This window comes from Neisseria sp. HMSC068C12 (assembly GCF_001814095.1).
Classification (GTDB): domain Bacteria; phylum Pseudomonadota; class Gammaproteobacteria; order Burkholderiales; family Neisseriaceae; genus Neisseria; species Neisseria perflava.
Map to the genome: position 1 here is coordinate 46,817 of NZ_KV814825.1, position 22,668 is coordinate 69,484.

20 protein-coding genes and 1 pseudogene are annotated in these 22,668 nt (G+C 49.4%); 7 read left to right on the plus strand and 14 right to left on the minus strand.

Going from position 1 to position 22,668, the window contains the following annotated elements; genetic code table 11:
* Window positions 1-42: 42 nt before the first annotated feature.
* The gene (locus HMPREF2952_RS08085) at window positions 43-732 is read left to right on the plus strand and encodes a hypothetical protein (protein WP_141747901.1); all 690 of its coding nucleotides are present in this window, start codon (window positions 43-45) and stop codon (window positions 730-732) included.
* Window positions 733-804: 72 nt separating this feature from the next.
* Here the strand turns inward: HMPREF2952_RS08085 and HMPREF2952_RS08090 are convergent, their stop codons facing one another.
* The 3 genes and pseudogenes from HMPREF2952_RS08090 to HMPREF2952_RS08095 form a co-directional block, all read right to left on the minus strand.
* Window positions 805-1,197: an MliC family protein gene (locus tag HMPREF2952_RS08090; protein WP_004520107.1), complete on the minus strand. Its 393-nt coding sequence runs from the start codon at window positions 1,195-1,197 to the stop codon at window positions 805-807.
* Between the two features lie 241 nt (window positions 1,198-1,438).
* A pseudogene (gene ykgO / locus HMPREF2952_RS11025) lies at window positions 1,439-1,565 on the minus strand (type B 50S ribosomal protein L36).
* Window positions 1,565-1,840 (minus strand): type B 50S ribosomal protein L31, encoded by a 276-nt coding sequence (locus HMPREF2952_RS08095; RefSeq protein ID WP_049328620.1) that lies wholly within the window; start codon window positions 1,838-1,840, stop codon window positions 1,565-1,567. Before HMPREF2952_RS08095 ends, ykgO begins: the two are co-directional and overlap by 1 nt.
* Before the next feature lie 173 nt (window positions 1,841-2,013).
* On the opposite strand from HMPREF2952_RS08095, the gene HMPREF2952_RS08100 reads away from it, so the two are divergent.
* Window positions 2,014-3,510, plus strand: a complete 1,497-nt coding sequence (locus HMPREF2952_RS08100) for a TrkH family potassium uptake protein (RefSeq protein ID WP_049336472.1) — start codon at window positions 2,014-2,016, stop codon at window positions 3,508-3,510.
* Between the two features lie 54 nt (window positions 3,511-3,564).
* On the opposite strand, the gene galU is transcribed toward HMPREF2952_RS08100, so the two are convergent.
* The 4 genes from galU to ampD all read right to left on the minus strand — a co-directional run bounded on the left by galU (window position 3,565) and on the right by ampD (window position 9,174).
* Window positions 3,565-4,428, minus strand: coding sequence for a UTP--glucose-1-phosphate uridylyltransferase GalU (galU, locus tag HMPREF2952_RS08105; protein ID WP_049336474.1), 864 nt, complete (start codon window positions 4,426-4,428; stop codon window positions 3,565-3,567).
* Window positions 4,429-4,555: 127 nt separating this feature from the next.
* Window positions 4,556-7,024 (minus strand): NAD-dependent DNA ligase LigA, encoded by a 2,469-nt coding sequence (gene ligA / locus HMPREF2952_RS08110; protein WP_049336475.1) that lies wholly within the window; start codon window positions 7,022-7,024, stop codon window positions 4,556-4,558.
* Between the two features lie 139 nt (window positions 7,025-7,163).
* On the minus strand, window positions 7,164-8,432 hold the full coding sequence (locus HMPREF2952_RS08115) for a cell division protein ZipA C-terminal FtsZ-binding domain-containing protein (protein WP_070695495.1): 1,269 nt from the start codon (window positions 8,430-8,432) through the stop codon (window positions 7,164-7,166).
* A gap of 175 nt (window positions 8,433-8,607) precedes the next feature.
* Window positions 8,608-9,174 (minus strand): 1,6-anhydro-N-acetylmuramyl-L-alanine amidase AmpD, encoded by a 567-nt coding sequence (gene ampD, locus HMPREF2952_RS08120; RefSeq protein ID WP_039862241.1) that lies wholly within the window; start codon window positions 9,172-9,174, stop codon window positions 8,608-8,610.
* Between the two features lie 115 nt (window positions 9,175-9,289).
* On the opposite strand from ampD, the gene mltG reads away from it, so the two are divergent.
* The 3 genes from mltG (at window position 9,290) to HMPREF2952_RS08135 (ending at window position 12,523) form a co-directional block, all read left to right on the plus strand.
* The gene (mltG, locus tag HMPREF2952_RS08125) at window positions 9,290-10,285 is read left to right on the plus strand and encodes an endolytic transglycosylase MltG (RefSeq protein ID WP_004520116.1); all 996 of its coding nucleotides are present in this window, start codon (window positions 9,290-9,292) and stop codon (window positions 10,283-10,285) included.
* Window positions 10,286-10,352: 67 nt separating this feature from the next.
* On the plus strand, window positions 10,353-10,979 hold the full coding sequence (tmk, locus tag HMPREF2952_RS08130; RefSeq protein ID WP_004520117.1) for a dTMP kinase: 627 nt from the start codon (window positions 10,353-10,355) through the stop codon (window positions 10,977-10,979).
* Between the two features lie 263 nt (window positions 10,980-11,242).
* Window positions 11,243-12,523: a malic enzyme-like NAD(P)-binding protein gene (locus HMPREF2952_RS08135; RefSeq protein ID WP_083314053.1), complete on the plus strand. Its 1,281-nt coding sequence runs from the start codon at window positions 11,243-11,245 to the stop codon at window positions 12,521-12,523.
* Window positions 12,524-12,822: 299 nt separating this feature from the next.
* Here HMPREF2952_RS08135 and HMPREF2952_RS08140 read toward each other — a convergent pair whose 3' ends face one another.
* The 7 genes from HMPREF2952_RS08140 to HMPREF2952_RS08170 form a co-directional block, all read right to left on the minus strand.
* Window positions 12,823-14,166: an aldehyde dehydrogenase family protein gene (locus HMPREF2952_RS08140; RefSeq protein WP_070695497.1), complete on the minus strand. Its 1,344-nt coding sequence runs from the start codon at window positions 14,164-14,166 to the stop codon at window positions 12,823-12,825.
* A gap of 79 nt (window positions 14,167-14,245) precedes the next feature.
* Window positions 14,246-14,905, minus strand: a complete 660-nt coding sequence (locus HMPREF2952_RS08145; protein ID WP_004520122.1) for a MarC family protein — start codon at window positions 14,903-14,905, stop codon at window positions 14,246-14,248.
* A gap of 1 nt (window position 14,906) precedes the next feature.
* Window positions 14,907-16,058 carry a rod shape-determining protein RodA gene (gene rodA, locus HMPREF2952_RS08150; RefSeq protein WP_049336483.1) on the minus strand — a complete coding sequence of 384 codons (1,152 nt, stop codon included), beginning with the start codon at window positions 16,056-16,058 and terminating at the stop codon, window positions 14,907-14,909.
* Complete coding sequence (gene mrdA, locus HMPREF2952_RS08155; protein ID WP_049336484.1) at window positions 16,051-18,099, minus strand: penicillin-binding protein 2; 2,049 nt, start codon at window positions 18,097-18,099, stop codon at window positions 16,051-16,053. The genes rodA and mrdA overlap by 8 nt, the downstream gene beginning before the upstream one ends.
* Window positions 18,100-18,103: 4 nt before the next feature.
* Entirely contained in the window at window positions 18,104-18,604 is a 501-nt protein-coding gene (gene mreD, locus HMPREF2952_RS08160) for a rod shape-determining protein MreD (RefSeq protein ID WP_049336486.1), read from the minus strand.
* A gap of 4 nt (window positions 18,605-18,608) precedes the next feature.
* Window positions 18,609-19,451: a rod shape-determining protein MreC gene (gene mreC, locus HMPREF2952_RS08165; protein WP_070695501.1), complete on the minus strand. Its 843-nt coding sequence runs from the start codon at window positions 19,449-19,451 to the stop codon at window positions 18,609-18,611.
* 11 nt (window positions 19,452-19,462) lie between these two features.
* On the minus strand, window positions 19,463-20,500 hold the full coding sequence (locus HMPREF2952_RS08170; RefSeq protein ID WP_039862245.1) for a rod shape-determining protein: 1,038 nt from the start codon (window positions 20,498-20,500) through the stop codon (window positions 19,463-19,465).
* 224 nt (window positions 20,501-20,724) lie between these two features.
* Here HMPREF2952_RS08170 and gatC point away from each other — a divergent pair, with 224 nt between their 5' ends.
* Window positions 20,725-21,015, plus strand: coding sequence for an Asp-tRNA(Asn)/Glu-tRNA(Gln) amidotransferase subunit GatC (gene gatC / locus HMPREF2952_RS08175; protein ID WP_003685110.1), 291 nt, complete (start codon window positions 20,725-20,727; stop codon window positions 21,013-21,015).
* Window positions 21,016-21,165: 150 nt separating this feature from the next.
* Entirely contained in the window at window positions 21,166-22,614 is a 1,449-nt protein-coding gene (gene gatA / locus HMPREF2952_RS08180) for an Asp-tRNA(Asn)/Glu-tRNA(Gln) amidotransferase subunit GatA (protein ID WP_049336489.1), read from the plus strand.
* Window positions 22,615-22,668: the final 54 nt, after the last annotated feature.

Consider the following 22,668-nt stretch of genomic DNA (forward strand, 5'->3'; position numbering starts at 1 on the left):
AGGTTTTCAGACGGCCTTTGTTTGACAAAAATGGAGATGAAGATGAAACAGAGGATGTTGCTTTTCGCCATAAGCCTATTGTCTGCCTGCAATAATCAGCAACAACAACCGGTTGAACCGTTACAGGAAACAATCCAGGTTCACAATATTTCGATTAATGTGATTACTCCTCAAAATGGCGTACCGATTGATTTTGAAAAAAAAGAATTTCAAGAAGTAAAAAAATTTTTCGACCAGATTCAGCAAGTAGGGAAGGTTGCGAGGGCATATTATATTTATCCCGAACCATCATGCAATACAAGGGGAAGCGGACGCTACTCTACGAAAGTATGTTCCCCGGGCTTGGTTGAAAAAACATGTTTTTTAGTGAGTATGGAACTACTCAATCCTTCTTTAATAAAACTTCCAAACGAACAGCGGTTATCGGGAAGCCTCAAATATATCGAACATCAGAAAAGAGAACTTAAGAAAAATGCCATGCCTATCGTAACATTCGATATTTTGGATGAAGGGGTAAATTATATTGTCTATGCAAAGAAATTTAGAAAATATGCCCATTCCAAACCAGAAGTTACCGCCAACCTAGCTTTAAACGGATTATTGTTTGAAGGCGTATGTATGAACAACTCTCCCACGGCAAAATTTACCTCTTGGGAAAGTACTGCAACAGTCGATTGGGTACGGGAACTGATAAAAATTAACCAACAAGCCCCCAAGCCCGATCAGCCATAAAATTAAAGGCCGTCTGAAAACCTGAAATCCGGGTTTCAAACGGCCTTTAGCTATTCTATTGCTAAGTAGAAATTAGCGGGCAGAGCAAGAAGTTTCTACTTTGTTGCCGTATGGGTCAGTGAAGCCGAAGAATGCTTCGCTGCCTTTTTGATGCCATTCAGCGCCTTTGCCGAACAGGCCTTGGTTGGCAACATAGCGTTCGCCTGAACCTGCAACGGCAGAAGACAGGGTGGCAACTTTGTCGTCAAGGCGTAATTCAACTTGATCGGTGCTCAGGTTGCGGATTTGTACAGACAGGCCGTTTTCGCAGCTGAATGATTGAACACGGGCATCATGATCGTGTGTACGGCCGTGGTCATGATTGTGCTCGTGACGGTGACCATGGTCATGTTGATGGGCTTCGGGTGCGGCACAGGCAGCGAGGCTCATGGCGGCGGCAATTGCAAGCAGGGCTTTTACTTTCATTTTTGACTCCTATGGTCAGTGTTGAAGGAAGAATGTAGCGGCATGTTATAAATATCTTTATGGCTTCACAATAGGGATAACCATTATTTACTTTTTCTTCCTGTTTCCGGGAGTATGGCAGGATTCTTTGTAGTTTTGATATAAATGATTAATGCCGTTTGAAAAAAAGCCGCACTTGCGCTAGAGGTAAACGAAAGTGCGGAAAATTCAGAGAGTTACATTGAAAGAAGGATAGGACAGCTTAACGCTGGCGTGCTTTAAAGCGGGGGTTGCTCTTGCAAATAACGTACACTTTGCCTTTTCGGCGGACAATTTGGCAGTCGCGGTGTCGTTTTTTTTGCAGTTTTCAGGGATGAGAGGACTTGCATCATTTATCCTTTCTGAAGGAAGACATCATGGATTGGTAACGTTGGTTGAACTTGCTGGCGCGGCCTTCGATATTGACGTTGCGTTGTTTGCCTGTGTATACGGGGTGGGACGCGGAAGAGGTATCAAGAGAGAAGAGGGGATACTCTACTCCGTCTTTCCAAACCATGGTTTTGCCGTGGGTATTGGCACATGAACGGATGAGCCATCCTTGGTCTGCACCGCTGTCGTAAAACAGGACGGTACGATAGTTGTCTGGGTGGATATCGGGTTTCATTTCTTTCTCCAGTAAGTGTTATGGTATAACATTATACTCTTAGAAAAAGAGCAGGCAAGTGTTTTTTGGTTTTTCTTTATCACGGGGTTGCGGCATTTTGATAAAATATGCGGTTTCAGACGGCCTTTTTTTCATGAGGCCGTCTGAATATTTTATTTTCTGATGATAGGGATATGATGTATTTGTATAAGGGTTTCAGATTGGGCGGTGCGGTAAGCAAGGTGATGCCGATTGTCCATGTATTGTCCAAGCTGGGGCTGTTGTTTTCATTACTGTTGGCCGTGCCGACACTGATGTCGTATTTTTATCACGACAGCGCGTTTATCGTGTTTGCCTATACGGCTTTGACGGTATTGTTGGTGTCGTGCGTTACTTGGGTGCTGACTTTGCGTTTCAACCGTGAATTGCGGCCGCGTGACGGATTTACCCTGGTATTGATGCTGTGGCTGGCCTTTGCCGTCGTGGCGGCGATGCCGATTTATTTCTATATGCCGTCCATGAGTTTCACCGATGCGTTTTTTGAAGCGATGTCGGGGCTGACGACAACGGGGGCAACAGTGATTTCCGGCTTGGATACGCTGGATCCGTCGGTAAATTTTTGGCGGCACATGCTCAACTGGCTTGGCGGTATGGGTATTATCGTGCTGGCTGTGGCAATTTTGCCAATGTTGGGCGTGGGGGGGACGCAGCTCTTCAAAGCGGAAATTCCGGGTATGGATAAAGAAAGTAAGATGGCGCCCCGCATTTCGCAAGTGGCCAAACGGCTGTGGTTTGCTTATGCGCTGACAACTGCTGCCGCCTTTGTATCCTTGCATATTGCCGGTATGGGTTGGTTTGATGCCTTGTGCCATGCGATGTCGGCAGTGGCCTTGGGCGGTTTTTCGACACATGATGACAGCGTTGCCTATTTTGATTCTGTGGCAGTCGAATGGACGTTGATGTTTTTTACTGTCTGGGGCGGTATCAATTTCGCCAGCCATTTTACTGCGCTGGGCAACCGCTCTTTGCAGGTGTACTGGAAGGATGAAGAATGCCGCACCATGCTGCTGGTTTTGTCGGGCAGTATTTTGATTTCGGCATTGTATCTGTGGCAGCAGGACGTGTACCAAAGCCTTGGCGAAGCTTTGCGTTTTGTCAGCTTCAACTTTGTGTCCATCGGATTGGCCAGCGGTTTCTCCAATGCCGACTTTGCACAATGGCCGCTGATTGTGTCGTTGTGGATGTTTTTCCTGTCGAACGTCTTGGCAAGCTCAGGCTCTATGGGCGGCGGTATTAAAAACGTGCGTGCGTTGGTATTGTTTAAATTCAGCTTGCGCGAAATGTTGATTTTGCTGCATCCGCGTGCGGTTCGTACGGTAAAGGTCAACAATCGCTCCATTCCGGATCGCATGGCGTTGACCGTCATGTCGTTCATCTTTATTTACTTTATGACGGTCATCGTATTCAGCTTTTTACTGATGGCGGCAGGCTTGGACTTTTTATCCGCCTTTACGGCAGTCATTGCTTGTATTACCAATGCAGGGCCGGGCTTGGGTGCTGTCGGTCCGTCGCATAATTATGCCGCGCTGAGCGATGTGCAGAAGTGGCTGTGTACGGCTGTGATGTTGTTGGGACGTTTGGAGATTTTTACCGTTTTAATTTTGTTTACTCCGGCGTATTGGAAGAAATAAGTGTGAGAAAAAGGCCGTCTGAAATTTCAGACGGCCTTTTTATAATGGCTGGGCTTAAGCGTATTGCTTGAGTAATTCTTTGAATTGTTCGCCGGTTTCATGGTGTTTCAAACCGTAAGCCACGGTTGCTTCAAGGTAACCCAATTTACTGCCGCAGTCGTAGCGTTTGCCATCAAATGCATGAGCCAACACAAACTCATGGTCGAGCAGGCGCGCAATACCGTCTGTCAGTTGGATTTCGTTACCGGCGCCGCGAGGCAGGTTGGTTAATAAGTCAAAAATACGCGGAGTCAGGATGTAGCGGCCGACAACAGCAAGATTGGAAGGCGCTTCTTCCGGTTTTGGTTTTTCAACAATATTGACTACACGTTGATAGCTTTTCAGGTTTTCAACTTCAACGATACCGTAAGAGCCTGTTTGGGAAGGGTCAACGGTTTCAACGCCTAAAACGCTGTTACCGCTTTGATTGTACACATCAACCATCTGTTTCAATGCACCTTTAGGCGCATCAATCAAATCGTCTGCCAAAATAACGGCGAAAGGCTCGTTACCAACGGCAGCCTGTGCGCACAATACGGCATGACCCAAACCCAATGCTTCAGTTTGACGGATGTACATGCAGGTAATGTTGGAAGGCAGGATATCGCGAACGTGCGCCAACAGTTTGTCTTTTTGACGCAATTCCAATTCGGTTTCCAACTCGTATGCTTTGTCGAAGTGGTCTTCGATACTCCGTTTGTTACGACCGGTGATGAACACCATTTCAGTACAGCCGGCTTCAACCGCTTCTTCAACTGCATATTGAATCAGAGGTTTGTCCACGATAGGCAGCATTTCTTTGGGGCTGGCTTTGGTCGCAGGCAAGAAACGGGTACCCATACCGGCAACGGGAAAGACGCATTTTTTAATGGGTTTCATATTATTATCCTATTTTAACTATGGGTTTATACCCCAAAAAGTGTAAAGATGTAGTCGTATGTAACAATAATACCACATGATAAAGTATCAGGCGGTTTGAAAAGGAGAATTGGTCATAGATACTGTCTTATCCCAGCAACGCCAGTAATTCTTCTTCGGTTAATATGGCCACGCCCAAAGCTTGGGCTTTTTCCAATTTACTGCCTGTAGCTTCTCCGGCGACAACGTAGTCGGTTTTTTTGGATACGCTGCCGGAAACTTTACCGCCTGCGGCTTCGATCAAGGCTTGGGCTTGGTCACGTTTGAGCGTGGGTAAAGTCCCTGTCAATACAAAGGTTTTACCTGCTATGGCCTCGTTAATGCCGTCTAAAATAGTTTCATCTTGAAGATTAGACAGCGTTTGAGCAAAGAAAGTTTTCATATTTTCAAGCAGGGCTGCGTTTTGCGGTTTACTGCGCCATGTCTGCCAATCGGCAGGTAATGCTTTGTCAGTTTGCAGACCTTCTATGTTTTGTCCGGCAAGTTCCCACAAGGCCAGTGCTTTGGTTTCGCTGATTTTAAAATCAGGCAGGCGGGCAATCCAGCGTTGTGGCTCGGCATGGCGCAGCGGCGAGATAGTGACAGCCTGGCTTTGTGGGGCAACACCTACAGCCAGTAGCTCGTCGATCATCGCCTGTTGCGCTTCTTGGGCAAAAAAGTGGGCAATGGAGCGAGCAACCACCGTGCCGATATCGGGCAGACAGGCGAGGATGGGTTCTGGTGCATGGCGGACGTTTTCCAGTGTGCCGAATGCCTGTGCCAGCGTTTTGGCGGTGCGTTCGCCAACGTGACGGATGCCGAGGGCAAAAAGGAAGCGCGCAAGTTCAGGCGTTTTGCTGGCTTCTATGCCTGCAAGGATGTTTTCTGCCCATTTGGTCGGCTGTTTTTTATTGTTTTTGGCAAGCAGAGTATTGCCGGTCTCGCCTTCAAAGTCTCCAATTTCACTGTTTGATGGTTCTTCTTCACTAGCTGACGCTTTATCCGCTGTTTCCTTCATTTTTTGCAGGGTCGGAATATCGAGGCGGTAGAGGTCGGCGAAATGGCGGACGAGGTCTTGGGCGACAAGCTGCTCGATTTGTTTTTGACCAAGTCCGTCGATGTCCATGGCTTTGCGTGAGGCGAAGTGGATTAAACCTTGTGCGCGTTGTGCTTGGCAAAGCATACCGCCGCTGCATCGGGCAACCGCTTCGCCTTCTTCGCGTTCGATTTCGCTGTGACAGATAGGGCAATGGGTGGGCAGGTGGTAGGGTTTGTGAAGCGGTTCGGCTTGGGTTTCAGAAGGTGTTTCGGCAAACAAATCGTCTTGCAGGCCGTCTGAAACGGAAATATTGGTTTCCTGCATTGGGCGACGTTCAAAAATTACGCGCACCACCTCGGGAATCACGTCTCCGGCGCGGCGCACAACAACTGTGTCGCCAACGCGCACGTCTTTTCGAGATACTTCGTCCTGATTGTGCAGGGTGGCGTTGGTAACGGTAACGCCGCCGACAAATACAGGCTGCAGGCGGGCGACGGGGGTTACTGCGCCGGTGCGCCCGATTTGTACATCAATGGCTTCGACAATGGTCAATGCTTCTTCGGCAGGGAATTTGTGGGCAATGGCCCAGCGCGGTGCGCGTGAGATAAACCCCAGTTTTTCTTGTTGCGCCAAGCTATTGACTTTGACCACCATACCGTCGATTTCGTACGGCAGAGTAGGGCGTTTTTGCTGCATTTGCTCGTAAAACGCCAATACTTCGTCAATATTTTTGAAACAGCCGAAATTACCGTCAGGCAGGCTGAAGCCAAGCTCTTTACAGTAGCTCAACTCTTGCAGGTGTTCTTCCGCGACAAAACCGCCTTGTTGTCGGGCGATGGAATAGGGGAAGAAATGCAGTTTGCGCTGTGCCGTAATGCGTGAATCGAGTTGACGCAGACTGCCGGCGGCGGCATTGCGCGGATTGGCGAAAGGTTTTTGTCCGTTTTCAGCCTGTCGTGCGTTTAAGGCGGCAAAATCGGCTTTAAGCATCAGTACTTCGCCACGTATCTCGATAAGCTCGGGAATGTTTTCTCCATGCAGGCGCAGGGGGATGTTGGATACGGTTTTGACGTTTTGGGTAACGTCTTCGCCTGTGGTGCCGTCGCCACGGGTTGCTGCTTGAGTCAATACGCCGTCGCGGTACAGCAGGCTGATGGCCAGACCGTCAAATTTAGGTTCGATAACGTATTCTGGTTTTTCTCCGTTTAATCCGCCACGAACGCGTTCATCAAAAGCGTACATTTCGGCATGGTCAAACACGCCGTTTTCGTCTTGTGGCGAAAAGGCGTTGGTCAGTGACAGCATCGGTATTTCGTGGCGTACTTCGGCAAAGCCTGCTAAAGGCTCGCCACCGACACGTTGGGTCGGGCTGTCGGGCAGTTTGAACTCGGGGTAGTTTCGCTCCAATGCCTCGAGCTCGCGGAACAATTTGTCGTATTCGGCGTCGGGTACGCTGGGCGCATCTAGGGTGTAGTATTCGTAGGCGTAGCGGTTGAGGAGGTCGGTCAGGTATTTGATACGTTGTGCGGTCGGATTCATGAGCAATCGAAATAGAGTTTTCAGACGGCCTGATGATAGAGAGGCCGTCTGAAAATCGATGAATATTGAAGATGAAGGGATTTTACCTGAAAAAAGCGGATATGCCGTCATTGCATATCCGCTTTTTGATTGGGGAAGTTTAAGAGAACAGGCGCAGGGCTTGTTTGCTGCCGGGTTTGATACCGACTTTAAGCATTTCTTCCTGACGGGCCAAAACGTAGTTGCGTACGTCTTTGAGCCATTGGGTGGAAACTTCTTCCATTTGGTCGTTAACCAAATCTAAGCTGAGTTGGCCGGAAAGTTTGACAGCCAAGTCCATAAATTTGTCGAAAGTTTTTTCGCCGGCAGGAACATGCGGAATATCCAACAGCATGCTGAAGCCGCGGTAGGCTTGGTTGTCCAACAGAGGATTGGTAAACGGTTTGTTGTCCAAAGTATGGATGGAGAACAATTGAGGGTTGTTGTTGTCGCAGAAGTGGAACGCGCCGTCTTCACCCAGTTTGAAACCGGTTTCTTCCACGGCGGCACGCAATTCTACGCCGCTGATGTTGGAATGGGAAACCAAGTGAATGGCGATGGTTTGGTCAACACGCGCACAGAATTGGTCGAGAGCTTGTGCGACTTCGGTGAACGCATCCAAGTCGGTATGCAAAACTTTGCCGTCCATCAGTTGGGCAAAAGCATCAACCTGTTGGTCGAAGTGTTGCAGCTCTTCACGCGCTGCCAAACCGTTGCGGCTGACAGCTTGCAAGCCTATGACGAAGCCTTGGTAGTAAACGCCCGGAATCGGCTCGGCAACGCGGAAATGGTCGTCCATAGTGCAACCGATGATTTGGAAGCGGTGTGTGCCGGAAAGGCGCGGCAGGGCGTGCAATTCTTGGGCTTGTTTCAGGGAGATGTAGGCCATGTAGTCGAAGCGCGGGTCAAACCAAGGCAACTCGACTTGCGACAATTCGTCCAAGCTGATCAATGGTACTTGTACCACAGGTTCGGAAGCGGTTTCAACCGGAGCAGAAGCGGCTTCGGCAGGGCTAATGGTAATTTCGTTGTTTAAGCCGATAACAGTGTGTTGGATTTTTTCTTCTGCGGAAAAGTCGTCTTCCACAGTCAATTCGACATCGGTTTTAAGTTGGGCAGGATGAGCCAGTTTGGCTTTTGCCGCGTAGATTTCATCTTGCTCTTGCAGGTTGCGTAATGCCTCTTCGGTTTTTTTGTTTTTCTTGATAAACAAACCTTGGCCGCCAGTTTCTTTGCTGTCGCGGACGTGCTTGGTTTTGCTGGTCAAAAGCGCATCCTTATCGGAATGGCCGAATTGTTCGCGCACTTGTTTGCGGTATTGGTTTTCCTGGTACATGTTGTAACCGATGACCGCCAAAAGAGCGGCGAGGGCTAAGACGATGAAAATCATGGAGTAATCACTTTTTAAAAAGGCAGCATTCCGTCTTTTTCAGGGTGCGGAATCTTGCTGCATGGGAAGTTCGTTGGAGCCGGACTTTATGCGTCCGAATGAATAGCTGAATTATAACGAAAATAAACGGTTGTGACAGCATTATGTCTGCCAATCATTTCAGGCCGTCTGAAAGTTATCCGCGCCGGATGGGGAAACCTGCTTTTTGAAGGCGTGGCCAATCGAAGAAATGCCCAGGATCGGTTTTCCTGTCCGGCGCGATGTCTTGATGGCCGGTAACGGCCTGAATCGGGTAATGCTCGGAAATGGCGGTCAGCAAGGCTTGTAGGCTGGTGTATTGTGCTTCGGTAAAAGGCTCGAAATCGCAGCCTTCCAATTCGATACCGATGGAAAAGGCATTGCATTTTTCTCTGCCTTGAAACGACGATACGCCGGCATGATAGGCCATGTCGTCGCAGGAAACGAATTGGACGGTTTCGCCCTTACGGCTGATGAAAAAATGGCTGGAGACGCGCAAGGTGTGGATGATGCTGAAAAAAGGATGCTCGTTAGGGTTGATTTGGTTGGTAAACAATTTTTCCACTGCCCCTGTGTTGTACTCAAAAGGAGGGAGGGAAATATTGTGGAGGACAACCAATGAGACGTTTTCATCCGGTTCGCGCGGGCTGAAATTGGGCGAATGAGTTTGGCGTGCATTCAGCCAACGGCCGTTTTGCCAAGTGTTTTTTGAAGGGGAATTCATGGTTTCAGACGGCCTTTCGGGATAGGAAAACATACGTTGGGGAAGGTGGCAGGCTTAATGTGCTTGTTTTCGGTTATACTGTTGCCCGACACGTTCACAAACCAAGAATCCTACCATGTTGAAAAAATTGTTGAAATGGCTGGCCGTATTTTTGACGGCATTTGCCGCCGTGGTTGCCGCATTGTTGTTTGTTCCGAAAGACAACGGCAAACCATACCGTATTACCATTACCAAAAACCAAGGTATCTCTTCCGTCAGCCGCAAACTGGCTCAAGACGGCATTGTTTATAACCGTTATGTGCTGGTAGCTGCCGCATATGTGATGGGCGTGCACAACCAACTCAATGCCGGCTCTTACCGCCTGTCTGCCAAAGTATCGGCTTGGGACATTTTAAAACGCATTAAAAAAGGCCGTCCTGATTCGGTCAGCGTGCAAATTTTGGAAGGCGCGCGTTTTGCCCAAATGCGCCGTATTATCGACAATACTGCCGACATTGCCCACGATACGCGCGGTTGGAGTAATGAAAAACTAATGGCTGAAGTGGCGCCCGATGCCTTGAGCAGCAATCCTGAAGGACAGTTTTTCCCGGATAGTTACGAAATTGATGCTGGTGGCAGCGATCTTCAAATTTACAAAATCGCCTACCGTAAAATGCGGGAAAACCTGCAAGAAGCATGGGACGACCGTCAAAGCGGCCTGCCTTATAAAAATCCGTACGAAATGCTGATTATGGCGAGTCTGATTGAAAAAGAAACCGCACACGAAGACGACCGCGCCCATGTGGCCGCAGTATTCGTCAACCGCCTGAATATCGGCATGCGCCTGCAAACCGACCCGACCGTTATCTATGGCATGGGCGATGCGTATAAAGGCAGAATCCGCAAAGCCGACCTGCAACGCGATACGCCTTACAATACCTATACGCGCAGCGGTTTGACGCCGACGCCGATTGCGCTTCCCGGCAAGGCCGCGCTTGAAGCAGCGGGTCATCCGTCTGATGAAAAATATCTGTATTTCGTCTCAAAAATGGATGGTACGGGCTTGAGCGAGTTCAGCCACAATCTTTCTGAACACAACGCTGCCGTGCGCAAATATATTTTGAAGAAATAAACCGAATAGGCCGTCTGAAACATTTATAATCCCAGTTTCAGACGGCCTTTAAATTGACGATATCCATATGAAACCTAGATTTATTACCCTTGACGGCATAGACGGCGCAGGCAAGTCCACCAACCTCGCAGTAATGAAAGCATGGTTTGAGAAACACCAACTGCCCGTATTGTTTACGCGCGAACCGGGGGGTACTCCGGCCGGAGAAGCATTGCGTGAAATCCTGCTCAACCCTGCCACCCAAGTCGGCCTGCGTACCGAAACCCTGCTGATGTTTGCAGCCAGGCAGCAACACTTGGAAACAGTCATTCTGCCTGCCCTGAAAAACGGCACGCATGTCGTTTCCGACCGCTTTACCGATGCAACGTTTGCCTATCAAGGCGGTGGACGCGGTGTTCCCTTGCAAGATATTGCCACGCTTGAGCATTGGGTGCAGGGCGATTTCCGTCCAGATTTAACTTTGCTGTTGGATGTGCCTTTGGAAGTATCGATGGCGCGCATCAACCAAACGCGTGAGAAAGACCGCTTTGAACAAGAAGAAGCCGAGTTTTTCAATCGGGTGCGCGAAGTGTATCTGCAACGTGCTAACGAACAGCCGGAACGCTATGCCGTCATCGACAGCAGCCAAAGTCTGGACGCGGTAAAAAATCAGATTGAAACCGCGCTGGACAGTCATTTTGGATTGAATGTTTAAGTTTAAATAAAATGCCGTCTGAAAGAAGGGTAGTGTGGCGAAGAAATATTATTACAGAAGTTTTTAGACATAAAACTAAATAAAACGAAATATCAAAACAAATGTAATAAATATCGGTATGCGCCACCAAAAGAACATGATAAAATTACGGTCCCTTACAAAGCCGGTCTGTTAACAACCCGACTTTAGAAATTTTAAACGTCTGAAGCAGCCTGTTTCAGACTTGTTCGCTGTAAAATCTCTCTCGCAAACAGGATCGATAAATGGAAAATTCATTAAAAGAAGCCGCCCTGCAGTTCCACGAATTCCCCGTGCCGGGCAAAATCTCCGTTACCCCAACCAAATCTCTGGCCACTTCTAAAGATTTAGCGTTGGCGTACTCTCCGGGCGTAGCCGCTCCTTGTATGGAAATCCATGCCGATCCGCAAACTGCCTACAAATACACTGCCAAAGGCAATTTGGTTGCCGTGATTTCCAACGGTACAGCAGTGTTGGGTTTGGGCAACATCGGCGCATTGGCCGGTAAACCTGTAATGGAAGGCAAAGGCGTATTGTTCAAAAAATTCGCCGGTGTTGACGTATTCGATATCGAAATCGATGAAAAAGACCCGCAAAAATTGGTAGACATCATCGCTTCTTTGGAACCGACTTTCGGCGGCATCAACCTCGAAGACATCAAAGCGCCTGAGTGCTTCTATATCGAACGCGAATTGCGCAAACGTTGCAAAATCCCTGTATTCCACGACGACCAACACGGTACCGCCATCATTACCGCTGCCGCTGTACTGAACGCTTTGCGTTATACCGGCCGCAAAATTGAAGAAGCGACTTTGGTGTGCTCCGGTGCAGGTGCCGCAGCGATTGCCTGCTTGAACCAATTGCTGGATTTGGGTTTGAAACGCGAAAACGTGACCGTTTGCGACTCCAAAGGCGTGATTTACAAAACCCGCGAAGACAAAGACCGTATGGACGAGTCCAAACAGTTCTATGCCATTGAAGATAACGGCCAACGCGTATTGGCTGATGCCGTTAAAGATAAAGACATCTTCTTGGGTCTGTCCGGTGCCAACCTGCTGACTCCTGAAATGCTGAAAACCATGAACGAAAAACCAATCGTGTTCGCTATGGCAAACCCAAATCCGGAAATTCTGCCTCCTTTGGCAAAAGAAACCCGTCCGGATGTGGTGATCGGTACCGGCCGCTCAGACTTCCCGAACCAAGTAAACAACGTATTGTGCTTCCCATTTATCTTCCGTGGAGCATTGGATGTCGGCGCGACCACCATCAATGAAGAAATGAAACGCGCTTGCGTATACGCTTTGGCTGATTTGGCGATGGAAGAGGTAACTGAAGAAGTGGTTGCCGCTTACGGTAAGAAATTTGAATTCGGTGCGGAATACCTGATTCCTACCCCATTCGATTCCCGCCTGTTGCCTCGCGTTGCTACGGCTACTGCTAAAGCAGCAATGGAAAGCGGCGTGGCTACCCGTCCAATCGCTGATTTGGATGCGTATGCTGCTAAACTGGCCGGTTTGAAATTGTAATCCGGTAAGTAGTATTTGATTGAAAATGCCGTCTGAAAGTTGTATTTCAGACGGCATTTTTGTTTATTGGGTATTTTAGAAATGGCTTAATGCAGCAATCGGAATGAAGAACATGATAATCTGCTGCTTCAAAATGGACTGGGGAATATGGATTGCTTTTTAAGATAGGTTTCTATTTTTGAGCGGCTTTGATTTTGCAGGGTTTATACGGGATTAAATACAATATTTTTGCCAGTTTTTTAAACAACATCAGGCCGTCTGAAATTGGGTTTTCAGACGGCCTGAGTTAATGAAACGGTTTATTTTTGCCAATAGGTTTTGACGTTGACGAACTCGTACAGCCCGAATTCTGATAGCTCACGTCCATAACCTGAAGCTTTGACGCCGCCAAAGGGGAGGCGCAGGTCGCTGCTGGTGTGGCGGTTGATAAAGACAGAGCCTGCTTGGATTTTTTCGGCATATTGCCATGCGTTTGCCGTGTCGGCTGTGTAGATACAGGCGCCGAGGCCGAAAGGTGTGTCATTGGCAAGCGCAACGGCGTGATCCGGATTGTCGGCGCGTAAGATCATGGCAACCGGGCCGAAGACTTCTTCGTGCCAAACGCGGCAGTTTGGATTGACTTGATCCAATACCGTGGCAGGGTAAAACCAGATTTCTCCCTCAGGGATATAGCCGCCGCTCAAGCATTGCGCACCGTGTGCAACCGCATCTTGAACCTGCTCGTGAACGGTTTGACGCAGGTCTTGGCGGTGAAGCGGGGCAAGGGTGGTGTTCAAGTCTTTGGGATTGCCGGTTTGCAGTTTGGCACACTCGGCAAGGAAGAGCGGAATAAATTGTTCGGCAATATCTTGGGTAACAACAATGCGCTTGGCGGCATTGCAGGATTGTCCGGCATCGCGAAAGCGCGAATAGCAGGCATCGATGGCTGCGCGTTGCAGATCGGCATCGGGCAGAATGATAAACGGATTGCTGCCACCCAGTTCAAGGACGGTTTTTTTCAGATGTTTGCCTGCATGGGCGGCCAGCAGGCGGCCGGTATGGGTTGAACCGGTAAATGCCATGGCATCAGTATCTTCAATGGCTTTAAGCGTGTCTTCATGACTTAACCATGCGCCGATAAGTGGCAAACCTTCGGGGATAAGGCTGAATAGGGTTTCGCTGACGCGGGCGACACTGGGCGCAGGTTTGACTGCGCAGGCATTGCCGGCGCACAGGGCAGGGATGGCAAATCGTAAAATCTGCCAAACAGGGTAGTTCCACGGCATAACCGCCAAAACAACACCCAAAGGTTCGAAGCGGACTTGGCTGAGGCTGGCTTGGGTAGCGATGGTTTTATGGGCTAGCAGTTCGGGGGCAAGACGGACGTAGTAGCGGATAAGCTCGATGGATTTATTGATTTCGGCACGGCATTCGTGCAGGCAGCGTCCGACTTCTTCGCAAACCATTTCAGCAAGGCGTTCTTGGTTTTGGGTAAGGCTGTCGGCAAATTGCTGTAAGAGGGCGGTGCGCTCGGTAATGCTTGATTGAGCGAAGGTTTGCTGAAGGGTTTGGAGGCGGTTTAATTCGTCGGTAAATTCAGTGTAGTTTTGTGCCGGTCGGCGGCAAATGGTTTCACCGGTAAAGACATGGGTGCTGTGAAACATGGTTGGCTCCTTTGTTTTTATGTTTTTATGAGGCCGTCTGAAAATGTTTCAGACGGCCTTTTATTGTGATAATTGTACTTCAAGCGACCAGTTGGGGAAAAATAGATTTTAAGCCGGCAACAATAATCTCTACGGAAATGGCAGCAAGCATCATGCCCATGATACGGTTGAGGATGGTCAGGCCGGTCGTGCCCAAGCGTTTACTGATGCGTCCGGCAACGATCAGGATGAGATAGCAAATCAGGCTGACCAGAAAGCCGGAGATGATAATTAGGGCAATATCGCTGTAATTTTTGGCGGCAGAGGAGTAAATAATGACGGTAGAGATACCGCCGGGGCCGATGGTAATCGGAATGGCAATGGGTACGACGGCAATGGCTTTTTCATTGCGGCGGACTTGTTGCGCACTTTGATGTTCTTCTGAATGGGAATCAATTTTGGGTTTGGCAGGATTATCGTTGCCGTTCATTAAGGAGATGGCAATCAGCAAAACCAGAATACCGCCGCCGACTTGGAAGGAGCCGACGCTGATGCCGAGTACTTTCAACAAGATACCGCCGCCCAGTGCAAAGACGACAATCACGATGAAAACAGCCAATGCGGCAGTACGCGCGATTCTGCGCTTTTCTTTGGTGCTGTGGTTTTGTGTCAGGTCAAGATAAATTGAGAGCGCGCTGAAGGGGTTGATCAGTACAAGAAGTGCAACGAGAAGTTTGCCGATTTCTACACCTAATTCCATATTATTCCTTGCTTGCAGTTAGGTCGTCGTTGTCTATATTACGACGGCGGAGGTTTTTGTGTTCATTGGCAATACCCATCAACAGGGCGAGTACCACCATGATGGAAAGTGTAGCTGTACCGCCGTAGCTGACCAGGGGAAGGGGGACGCCGACAACGGGCAAAATACCGCTGACCATGCCCATGTTTACAAAGGCATAGCAGAAAAAGGTCATGGTCAACGCGCCTGCCAGAGTACGGCTGTAAAGGGATTGAGCTTGCGCGGCAATCCACAATCCGCGTGCCAGAATGATAAGGTAAACCAGCAGTAAAAGGATATTACCAATCAGGCCGAATTCTTCGCCGAATACTGCGAAAATAAAGTCAGTCGTTGATTCGGGAATATAGTCCAAATGGGTTTGCGTACCGTTGAGCCAGCCTTTGCCCCATACACCGCCCGAGCCGATGGCAATCATGGATTGGATGATGTGGTAGCCTGCACCTAACGGGTCTTTGGTTGGATCGAGCAGGGTGAGGACGCGGGTTTTCTGGTAGTCGTGCATGCCGTAATTCCACAAGAGCGGCAAGGCGGCTACAAAGGCAATAATAGCGGAAAAAATGGCTTTCCAAGGCAGTCCGGCAAAGAAGATGACAAAAATACCTGAAGCCATAATCAGCGCGGCCGTCCCCAGATCTGGCTGCTTCAAAATCAGGGCGACAGGAACAAGAATCAGCACGAGGGCGACAATATAATGTATCCATTTCAGACGGCCTTCATAGCGTTGGAAATACCACGCGACAGTCATGGGAATACCGATTTTCATGATTTCGGAAGGTTGGATACGGGTAAAGCCGATACTCAGCCAACGGGTCGAGCCGTTGACGGTAACGCCGGCGACTTCGACGCCAATCAACAGTAATACGCCGACAATGTAAACAGGCAGGGCGACTTTGGCAGCCGTTTGCGGCTTGAATACGGCGATAATCCATAAAAGGGCAAATCCCAAAACAGTATGGATGGTTTTGTTTTCCAATTGTCCGAACTCTTGCCCGTCTGCAGAATAGAGCAGGAACAGGCTCATGATGTAGATGGCGAGCATGGCAAAAAACAGCCAAGGGTCAATCGGGGCTGCAATGGTGGATTTGAAATTTTTCCACGCTGATGTGTTATTCATGATGAACCTCCGGCTGTGAGGCAGGGCTTGTCGGCGTCAGTCCGTAGGCAGATTGGAAAATGCTGGGAATAGGCTGATGTTTGTCCGTTGTTTCAGTTTTGGCTAAATCTGACTCAAGGCCGTCTGAAAACTGTTGCGGCTTGACGTGAAGCATATAAAAATCAGTCATTTCACGAGCCAATGGCGCGGCATACGCACCCCAACCGCCGTTTTCCAAAATAACGGCAATGGCGATTTCAGGTTTTTCCAATGGCGCAAACGAGATAAACCATGCGTGGTCGCGGTGTTGTTCGCGCAGGGCTACGGCGTTGTAGCGGCCGCCCTGTTTGATTTGTACGACCTGGGCCGTACCGGTTTTACCGCCCATCGTATAGGCGAGTCCGCCACTGATACGGTGCGCCGTACCGCCCGGTTTCAATACCTTTTCCATTGCGCGTTTGACGTATTCGAAGTTGTCTGCTTTGAACGGAATTTGACGCTCGGGATTGGGGTTGATACGGGTAATTTTGCGTGCGCCGAAATCCAATACTTCTTTGACCAAATGCGGCTGATGGACGACACCGTCATTGGCAAGAGAAGCTGTCGCATGTGCCATTTGCAAAGGCGTGTAGGCGTTGTAGCCTTGGCCGATGCTGACAGAAACCATTTCGCCGGCGCGCCATTCTTTGGCGGTAGGGTCGGAAGATTTGGCAAAGCGTTTGGCTTTCCATTCGCGGCTGGGCAAAACGCCTGCGTATTCGCTGGGCAGGTCAATGCCGGTTTTTTGGCCGAAACCGAATTGCGCCAGATACGGAGAGGCTTTATCGATACCCATTTCGTAACCCAAACGGTAGAAGAAGGTATCTGAGGATACTTGAATGGCTTTGCTCAAGTTGGCCGAGCCGTGACCGCTGCGGACGGAGTCGCGGAAGATATGGCGGCTGCCGGGTATGCTCCATGCGCCGGGAGCGGGGACGATGGTGTTTTGAGTGATTTTGCCGCTTTCCAACAAAGCCATGCCCATAAAGGGTTTGAATGTAGAACCCGGCGGATAAAGGCCTTGGGTAACGCGGTTGATCAAAGGCTTTTTCCAATCGTCATTCAGCATTTTCCAAGTGTCGCTGTCGATGCCATCAATAAAGAGGTTGGGATCGAAGGAAGGTTTGGAAACAAATGCCAAAACAGTACCGTCTTGCGGATTGATGGCCACCAATGCGCCACGGCGGTCGCCCAAGATGCGGTCGGCTTCCTGCTGCATGCGGATATCCATGCCTAGGCGCAAGGTTTGCCCCATTTTGGACGGGACATTTTTCAATATGCGGACGATATTGCCGTAAGCGTCTTTTTCGACTTCCTGATAGCCTGGGATGCCATGAAGCTGGTGTTCGTAATATTTTTCCAAGCCTGATTTGCCGATATGCGTACTGCCGCGATAGAGGGCAGTCAGGCCTTCTTCTTCCAGAATTTCTTTGTCTTTATCGCTAATACGGCCGATGTAGCCTAAGAAATGGGAGGTCAGCTTGCCGTAAGGATATTCGCGAAATGTGCGTGAGTTGACCTCTACGCCTTTGAATTCGCGCAGATGCACGGACAAACGGGCTGCCTCTTCATCGGTCAGCCTGAGCTTGAGTGGGATATTTTCAAATTTTCGATAGCTTTCGCGGTATTTTTTGAAGCGTTTTAAATCTGTCGGCGTGATATCGACGTATTTTTTCAATGCTTCAATGACATCTTCCATCTTACCTTCGATGCGGCTGGGAATAACTTCGAGCGAAAAGACTGGATAGTTTTTGGCCAAAGGAACGCCGTTGATATCGACGATTTCGCCACGTACGGGCGGAGTTGGAATCAGGGTGATGCGGTTACTCGATGCCTGACCGGAAAACTCATTGTGTTGAGTCACTTGCAAGTAAAAGAACCGCGCCAGCAAGATGGAAAAGAAGATGACAATCAGGACAAAAGCAACGAGCAGGCGCAATAAAGCGTCGGCTTGTGCAGCCTGAGCAGAAGGTTTTTTGGTATGTTGACCACCGGAAAGACGGCGTGGAAGAATCGGTTTCATCTTTTCAGTGGGAGCGGTAAATACGGGTCACAATCAGCATCAGCTGGCTGAGTATCGGCCAAAGCAATGCGCCGACAAATGGGGCAACAAAGCCTTGCAAAGTAATGACCTGATGATTGAGGAACAGACGGGCAACAGTTAAGACGGCCTGATTGAGAAGCAGCGCAGCCAAGACAGCGGCCAATTGCATAATATGGCCGTAAAGCATGATTTGGCGGCGGCGGTTTAAGATGAAATAAGTCATCACGACGTAAGACAGGGCATGTAATCCCAAAGTCGCGGCGGTTGCTGCATCGACAATCAGACCGATGGCAAAAGCCAGTCCCATGCCTGCGCGTTGCGGTTGGTGCAATGCCCAATACAGTAACATCAGTGCCGTCATTTCAGGCAGCCAGAAGAATCCGTCAAAGGAAAACGGCATAAAGTCCAGTATCATCATCACAATGAGACTGGCCGCCATGATGTGCAGCGGTACTGCACGGTAAGAATCGTCAAAATCGTTCATGAAATCAGCGTGGGGAAGAAGGGCCGGAAGAAAGTACCAAGACAAAACGGCTGCTGCGTAAAGCGGCCAAAGGCGTCAGTTGCGTATCGTAATAAGGCGTTCCCGATGCGCGAACAACCTTGCTGACGGTTGCAACGGGAATCCCCGCCGGATAAGTACCATCCAAACCAGAAGTCAGCAGAATATCGCCGGGTTTCAAGTCTGAGCCGGTTGGGAAATAGTGCAAATCCAAACCGTTGCCATTGCCGTATGCCAAGTTGCGTTCGCCGGTACGGCTGACGGCTATGGGGACAATGCTTTGTCCGCTTGAGATCAGTTCAATTTCCGCGCTTTGTGTGTGGACTTGTGTCAACAGGCCAATCAAACCGCTTTGATCGATGACCGCATCGCCAACTTTCAAGCCATCTTGGCTGCCCTTGCCGATAATCAGTCTTTCGGAAAGCGGATCTTTACCATTGGAAATGACTTCCGCACCGATAACGTTGTGAATGCCTTTTTGTTGCAAACCGTACAGTTTTTTCAATTCGCGCAATTCATCGGTATTGACTTTATCCCGCTGCAAATCGATTTTCAGACGGCCATTTTCTTCCAAAAGCCGGCGGTTCTGTTCCAAGAGCTCAGATTTGGACTGGGAGAGGTCGGCAAAATATTGATAAAGTTGAACAGGTTGATTCGCCAGCCATTGAACAGGATAGAGCATGGGCATTACTGCCGCACGTACAGGCTGCATCAATGAAAAGCGGTAATCGGCCACCATCAGGCCGGCAGCCAGCGTGATATAAACGACAAAACGAGGCAACAGCTTAGGGCCTTTTGCCTCGTCAAAGCGCAAAGAAGAGCGTTCCATAACCATCTACCTTATGGGTTTTCCGTGAATACGGTATCCCATTTGCCGATATAGTCCAAAGCCTTACCGGCGCCATAGGCAACGCAGTTCAGAGGCTGGTCGGCAATACCGACGGGCAGGCCGGTTGCATCGGCTAAGACGGTATCAATACCGTGCAGAAGCGCGCCGCCGCCGGTCAGCATAATGCCTCGGTCGGCAATGTCGCCGGCCAGTTCGGGTGGAGCCTGTTCCAAAGCCAGACGGACGGCACGGATGATTTGATTTACCGTTTCACTCAATGCTTCACGGATTTCATTTGATGTAACCGCCAAGGATTTAGGCGTGCCTTCAGCCAGATCACGGCCTTTAATGCGCATGGCTGTTTCGGTTTCAAAGCCCGATGCAGAGCCGATTTGTTTCTTCAATTCTTCTGCCGTAGCTTCACCAATCAAGACACCGCGATGACGGCGCAGGTAATGGATGATGCTTTTATCGAATTCATCGCCGGCTGCGCGGACAGAAGCAGAATAGGCCATGCCGCCCAGTGAAAGAATACCGATTTCAGTCGTACCGCCGCCAATATCGACAATCATCGAACCTGCCGCATCTTCAATCGGCAAGCCTGCGCCTAAAGCGGCAGCCATCGGTTCTTCAATCAAATGTACGCTTGCCGCGCCGGCGGCAAACGCTGAATCCAAAATCGCTTTACGTTCCACTTGGGTAGAGCCGCCCGGAACACAGATAACCACACGAGGCGGAACCAAAGACCGTCCTTCGGTGGCTTTTTTAATCAACATACCCAGCATACGCTCGGTAATCACAAAATCAGCAATCACGCCGTCCCTCATCGGGCGGACGATTTCAATATTGCGCGGCGCACGGCCCTGCATTTTTTTGGCTTCCGTGCCCACAGCCATAATTTTACTTTTATTGCCTGCGCCGGATTGAATCGCAACCATAGACGGTTCATCCAAAACAATCCCTTTGCCGCGTACAAAAATCAGCGTGTTGGCCGTGCCCAAGTCGATGGCAATATCATTGGAGAGGAAACGAGATAAAAGACGAAACATAGGATTCCTGAAATTCCGGCCCAGCCCGGATGTGTTTAGCATTATTTAAAATAAGAAAAACAGGTACACGGTTTAAGACGGATAAATGCCCCCTTAAAAGGCCGTCTGAATTAAAACACCATGCCAACCTGTTTGGTTTTCGGTTATAATTCTTCGCTTCATAGAAGACGAAATGCAATGATACCCCAAACCTAAGAGGCATTGCTATCAGACAAGGATTTTTTATGGCTTTAAGCTTAAATGATGTGGAAAAAATCGCAAAACTCTCGCGCCTCACTTTAACGGACGAAGAAAAAAACAAAACGCTTGCCGAGTTGAACGACATTTTCGCCATGGTTGAAAACATGCAAAGCGTCAATACCGACGGCATTGAACCCATGGCGCATCCGCACGAAGCCGCTTTGCGCCTGCGCGAAGATAAAGTGACTGAAACCGATCATGCCGCAGAATATCAGGCTGTTGCCCCCGAAGTGCGCAACCGACTGTATATCGTTCCTCAAGTGATTGAAGAATAAGGTTTCAGATGGCCTTTGCTTATCGGCAAGCCCCTATTGCAAGGCCGTCTGAAAGGATACTTTGTTCAGACGGCCCGATTTATTGATTTAAACGGATGTTTTCAATATCTGTTTTGAAAGCAAAAACTGTTTTATAGAAAGTACGGCACAATGACCGCTTACACGCTCAAACAAGCCAGCAGCCTGCTGCAATCCAAACAAATTTCCGCAGTCGAATTGGCGACCGAATATTTGGCCGCTATTGCTGCGAAAAACCCTGCCATCAACGGCTATGTGACCATCGATCAAGATAAGACCCTTGCTGAGGCCAAAGCAGCCGATGCGCGTATCGCAGCCGGCAATGCAACGGCTTTGACCGGTGTGCCGGTTGCTTATAAAGATATTTTCTGCCAAACAGGTTGGCGCAGTGCATGCAGCTCCAAAATGTTGGATAACTTTGTTTCTCCTTATACTGCCACTGTGGTGCAAAACCTGTTGGATGCCGGCATGGTGACTCTCGGCCGTACCAATATGGACGAATTTGCCATGGGTTCGACCAATGAGACTTCATTCTACGGCGCAACCAAAAACCCATGGAATCTTGAGCATGTTCCCGGCGGTTCGTCAGGCGGTTCGGCTGCTGTGATTGCGGCGCGTTTGGCACCGGCTGCGTTAGGTTCGGATACCGGCGGTTCTATCCGCCAGCCAGCATCGCATTGTGGCATTACCGGCATCAAGCCGACTTACGGTACGGTTTCACGCTTTGGTATGGTTGCTTATGCTTCCAGCTTTGACCAAGCCGGTCCTATGGCGCAAACGGCCGAAGACTGCGCGATTTTGTTGAACGCCATGGCCAGCTTTGACGAGCGCGATTCCACCAGCTTGGAGCGCGACAAAGAAGACTACACCCGTGATTTGGACAAGCCGCTCAAAGGTTTGAAAATCGGTTTGCCTAAAGAATATTTCGGCGAAGGCGCGGATGCCGATGTTCAGACGGCCTTGCAAAGTGTTATCGATTTGCTCAAAGCTCAAGGCGCAGAGACTGTTGAAGTTTCCCTGCCGCAAACATCATTGTCGATTCCTGCTTATTACGTTCTCGCCTCTGCGGAAGCAAGTACCAACTTATCCCGTTTTGACGGCGTACGTTATGGCCACCGTGCGGCGCAATTCGGCGATTTGGAAGAAATGTATAGTAACACCCGTGCCGAAGGTTTCGGCAGCGAGGTTAAGCGCCGTATCATGATCGGTACTTATGTATTGAGTCATGGTTACTACGATGCTTATTATCTGAAAGCGCAAAAACTGCGTCGTCTGGTTGCCAATGATTTTCAGACGGCCTTTGGTCAATGTGATTTCATTTTGGCGCCGACTGCACCGACTGCCGCGCCAAAACTCGGCAGCGACATTCACGACCCTGTACAAATGTACTTGTCCGATATTTACACCATCGCCGTGAACCTTGCCGGTTTGCCCGCATTGACTCTGCCAGCCGGTTTCAGCGCAAACGGCCTGCCGATTGGTGTGCAATTTATCGGCAACTATTTCTCCGAAGCCAAAATTTTGGGTGCCGCACATCAGGTTCAGCTGAGCAGCGATTGGCACACCAAAGCGCCGGAATAATGTTTTAGGGCCTTGATGATTCAAGGCCGTCTGAAAATAAACCATATAAAAGCG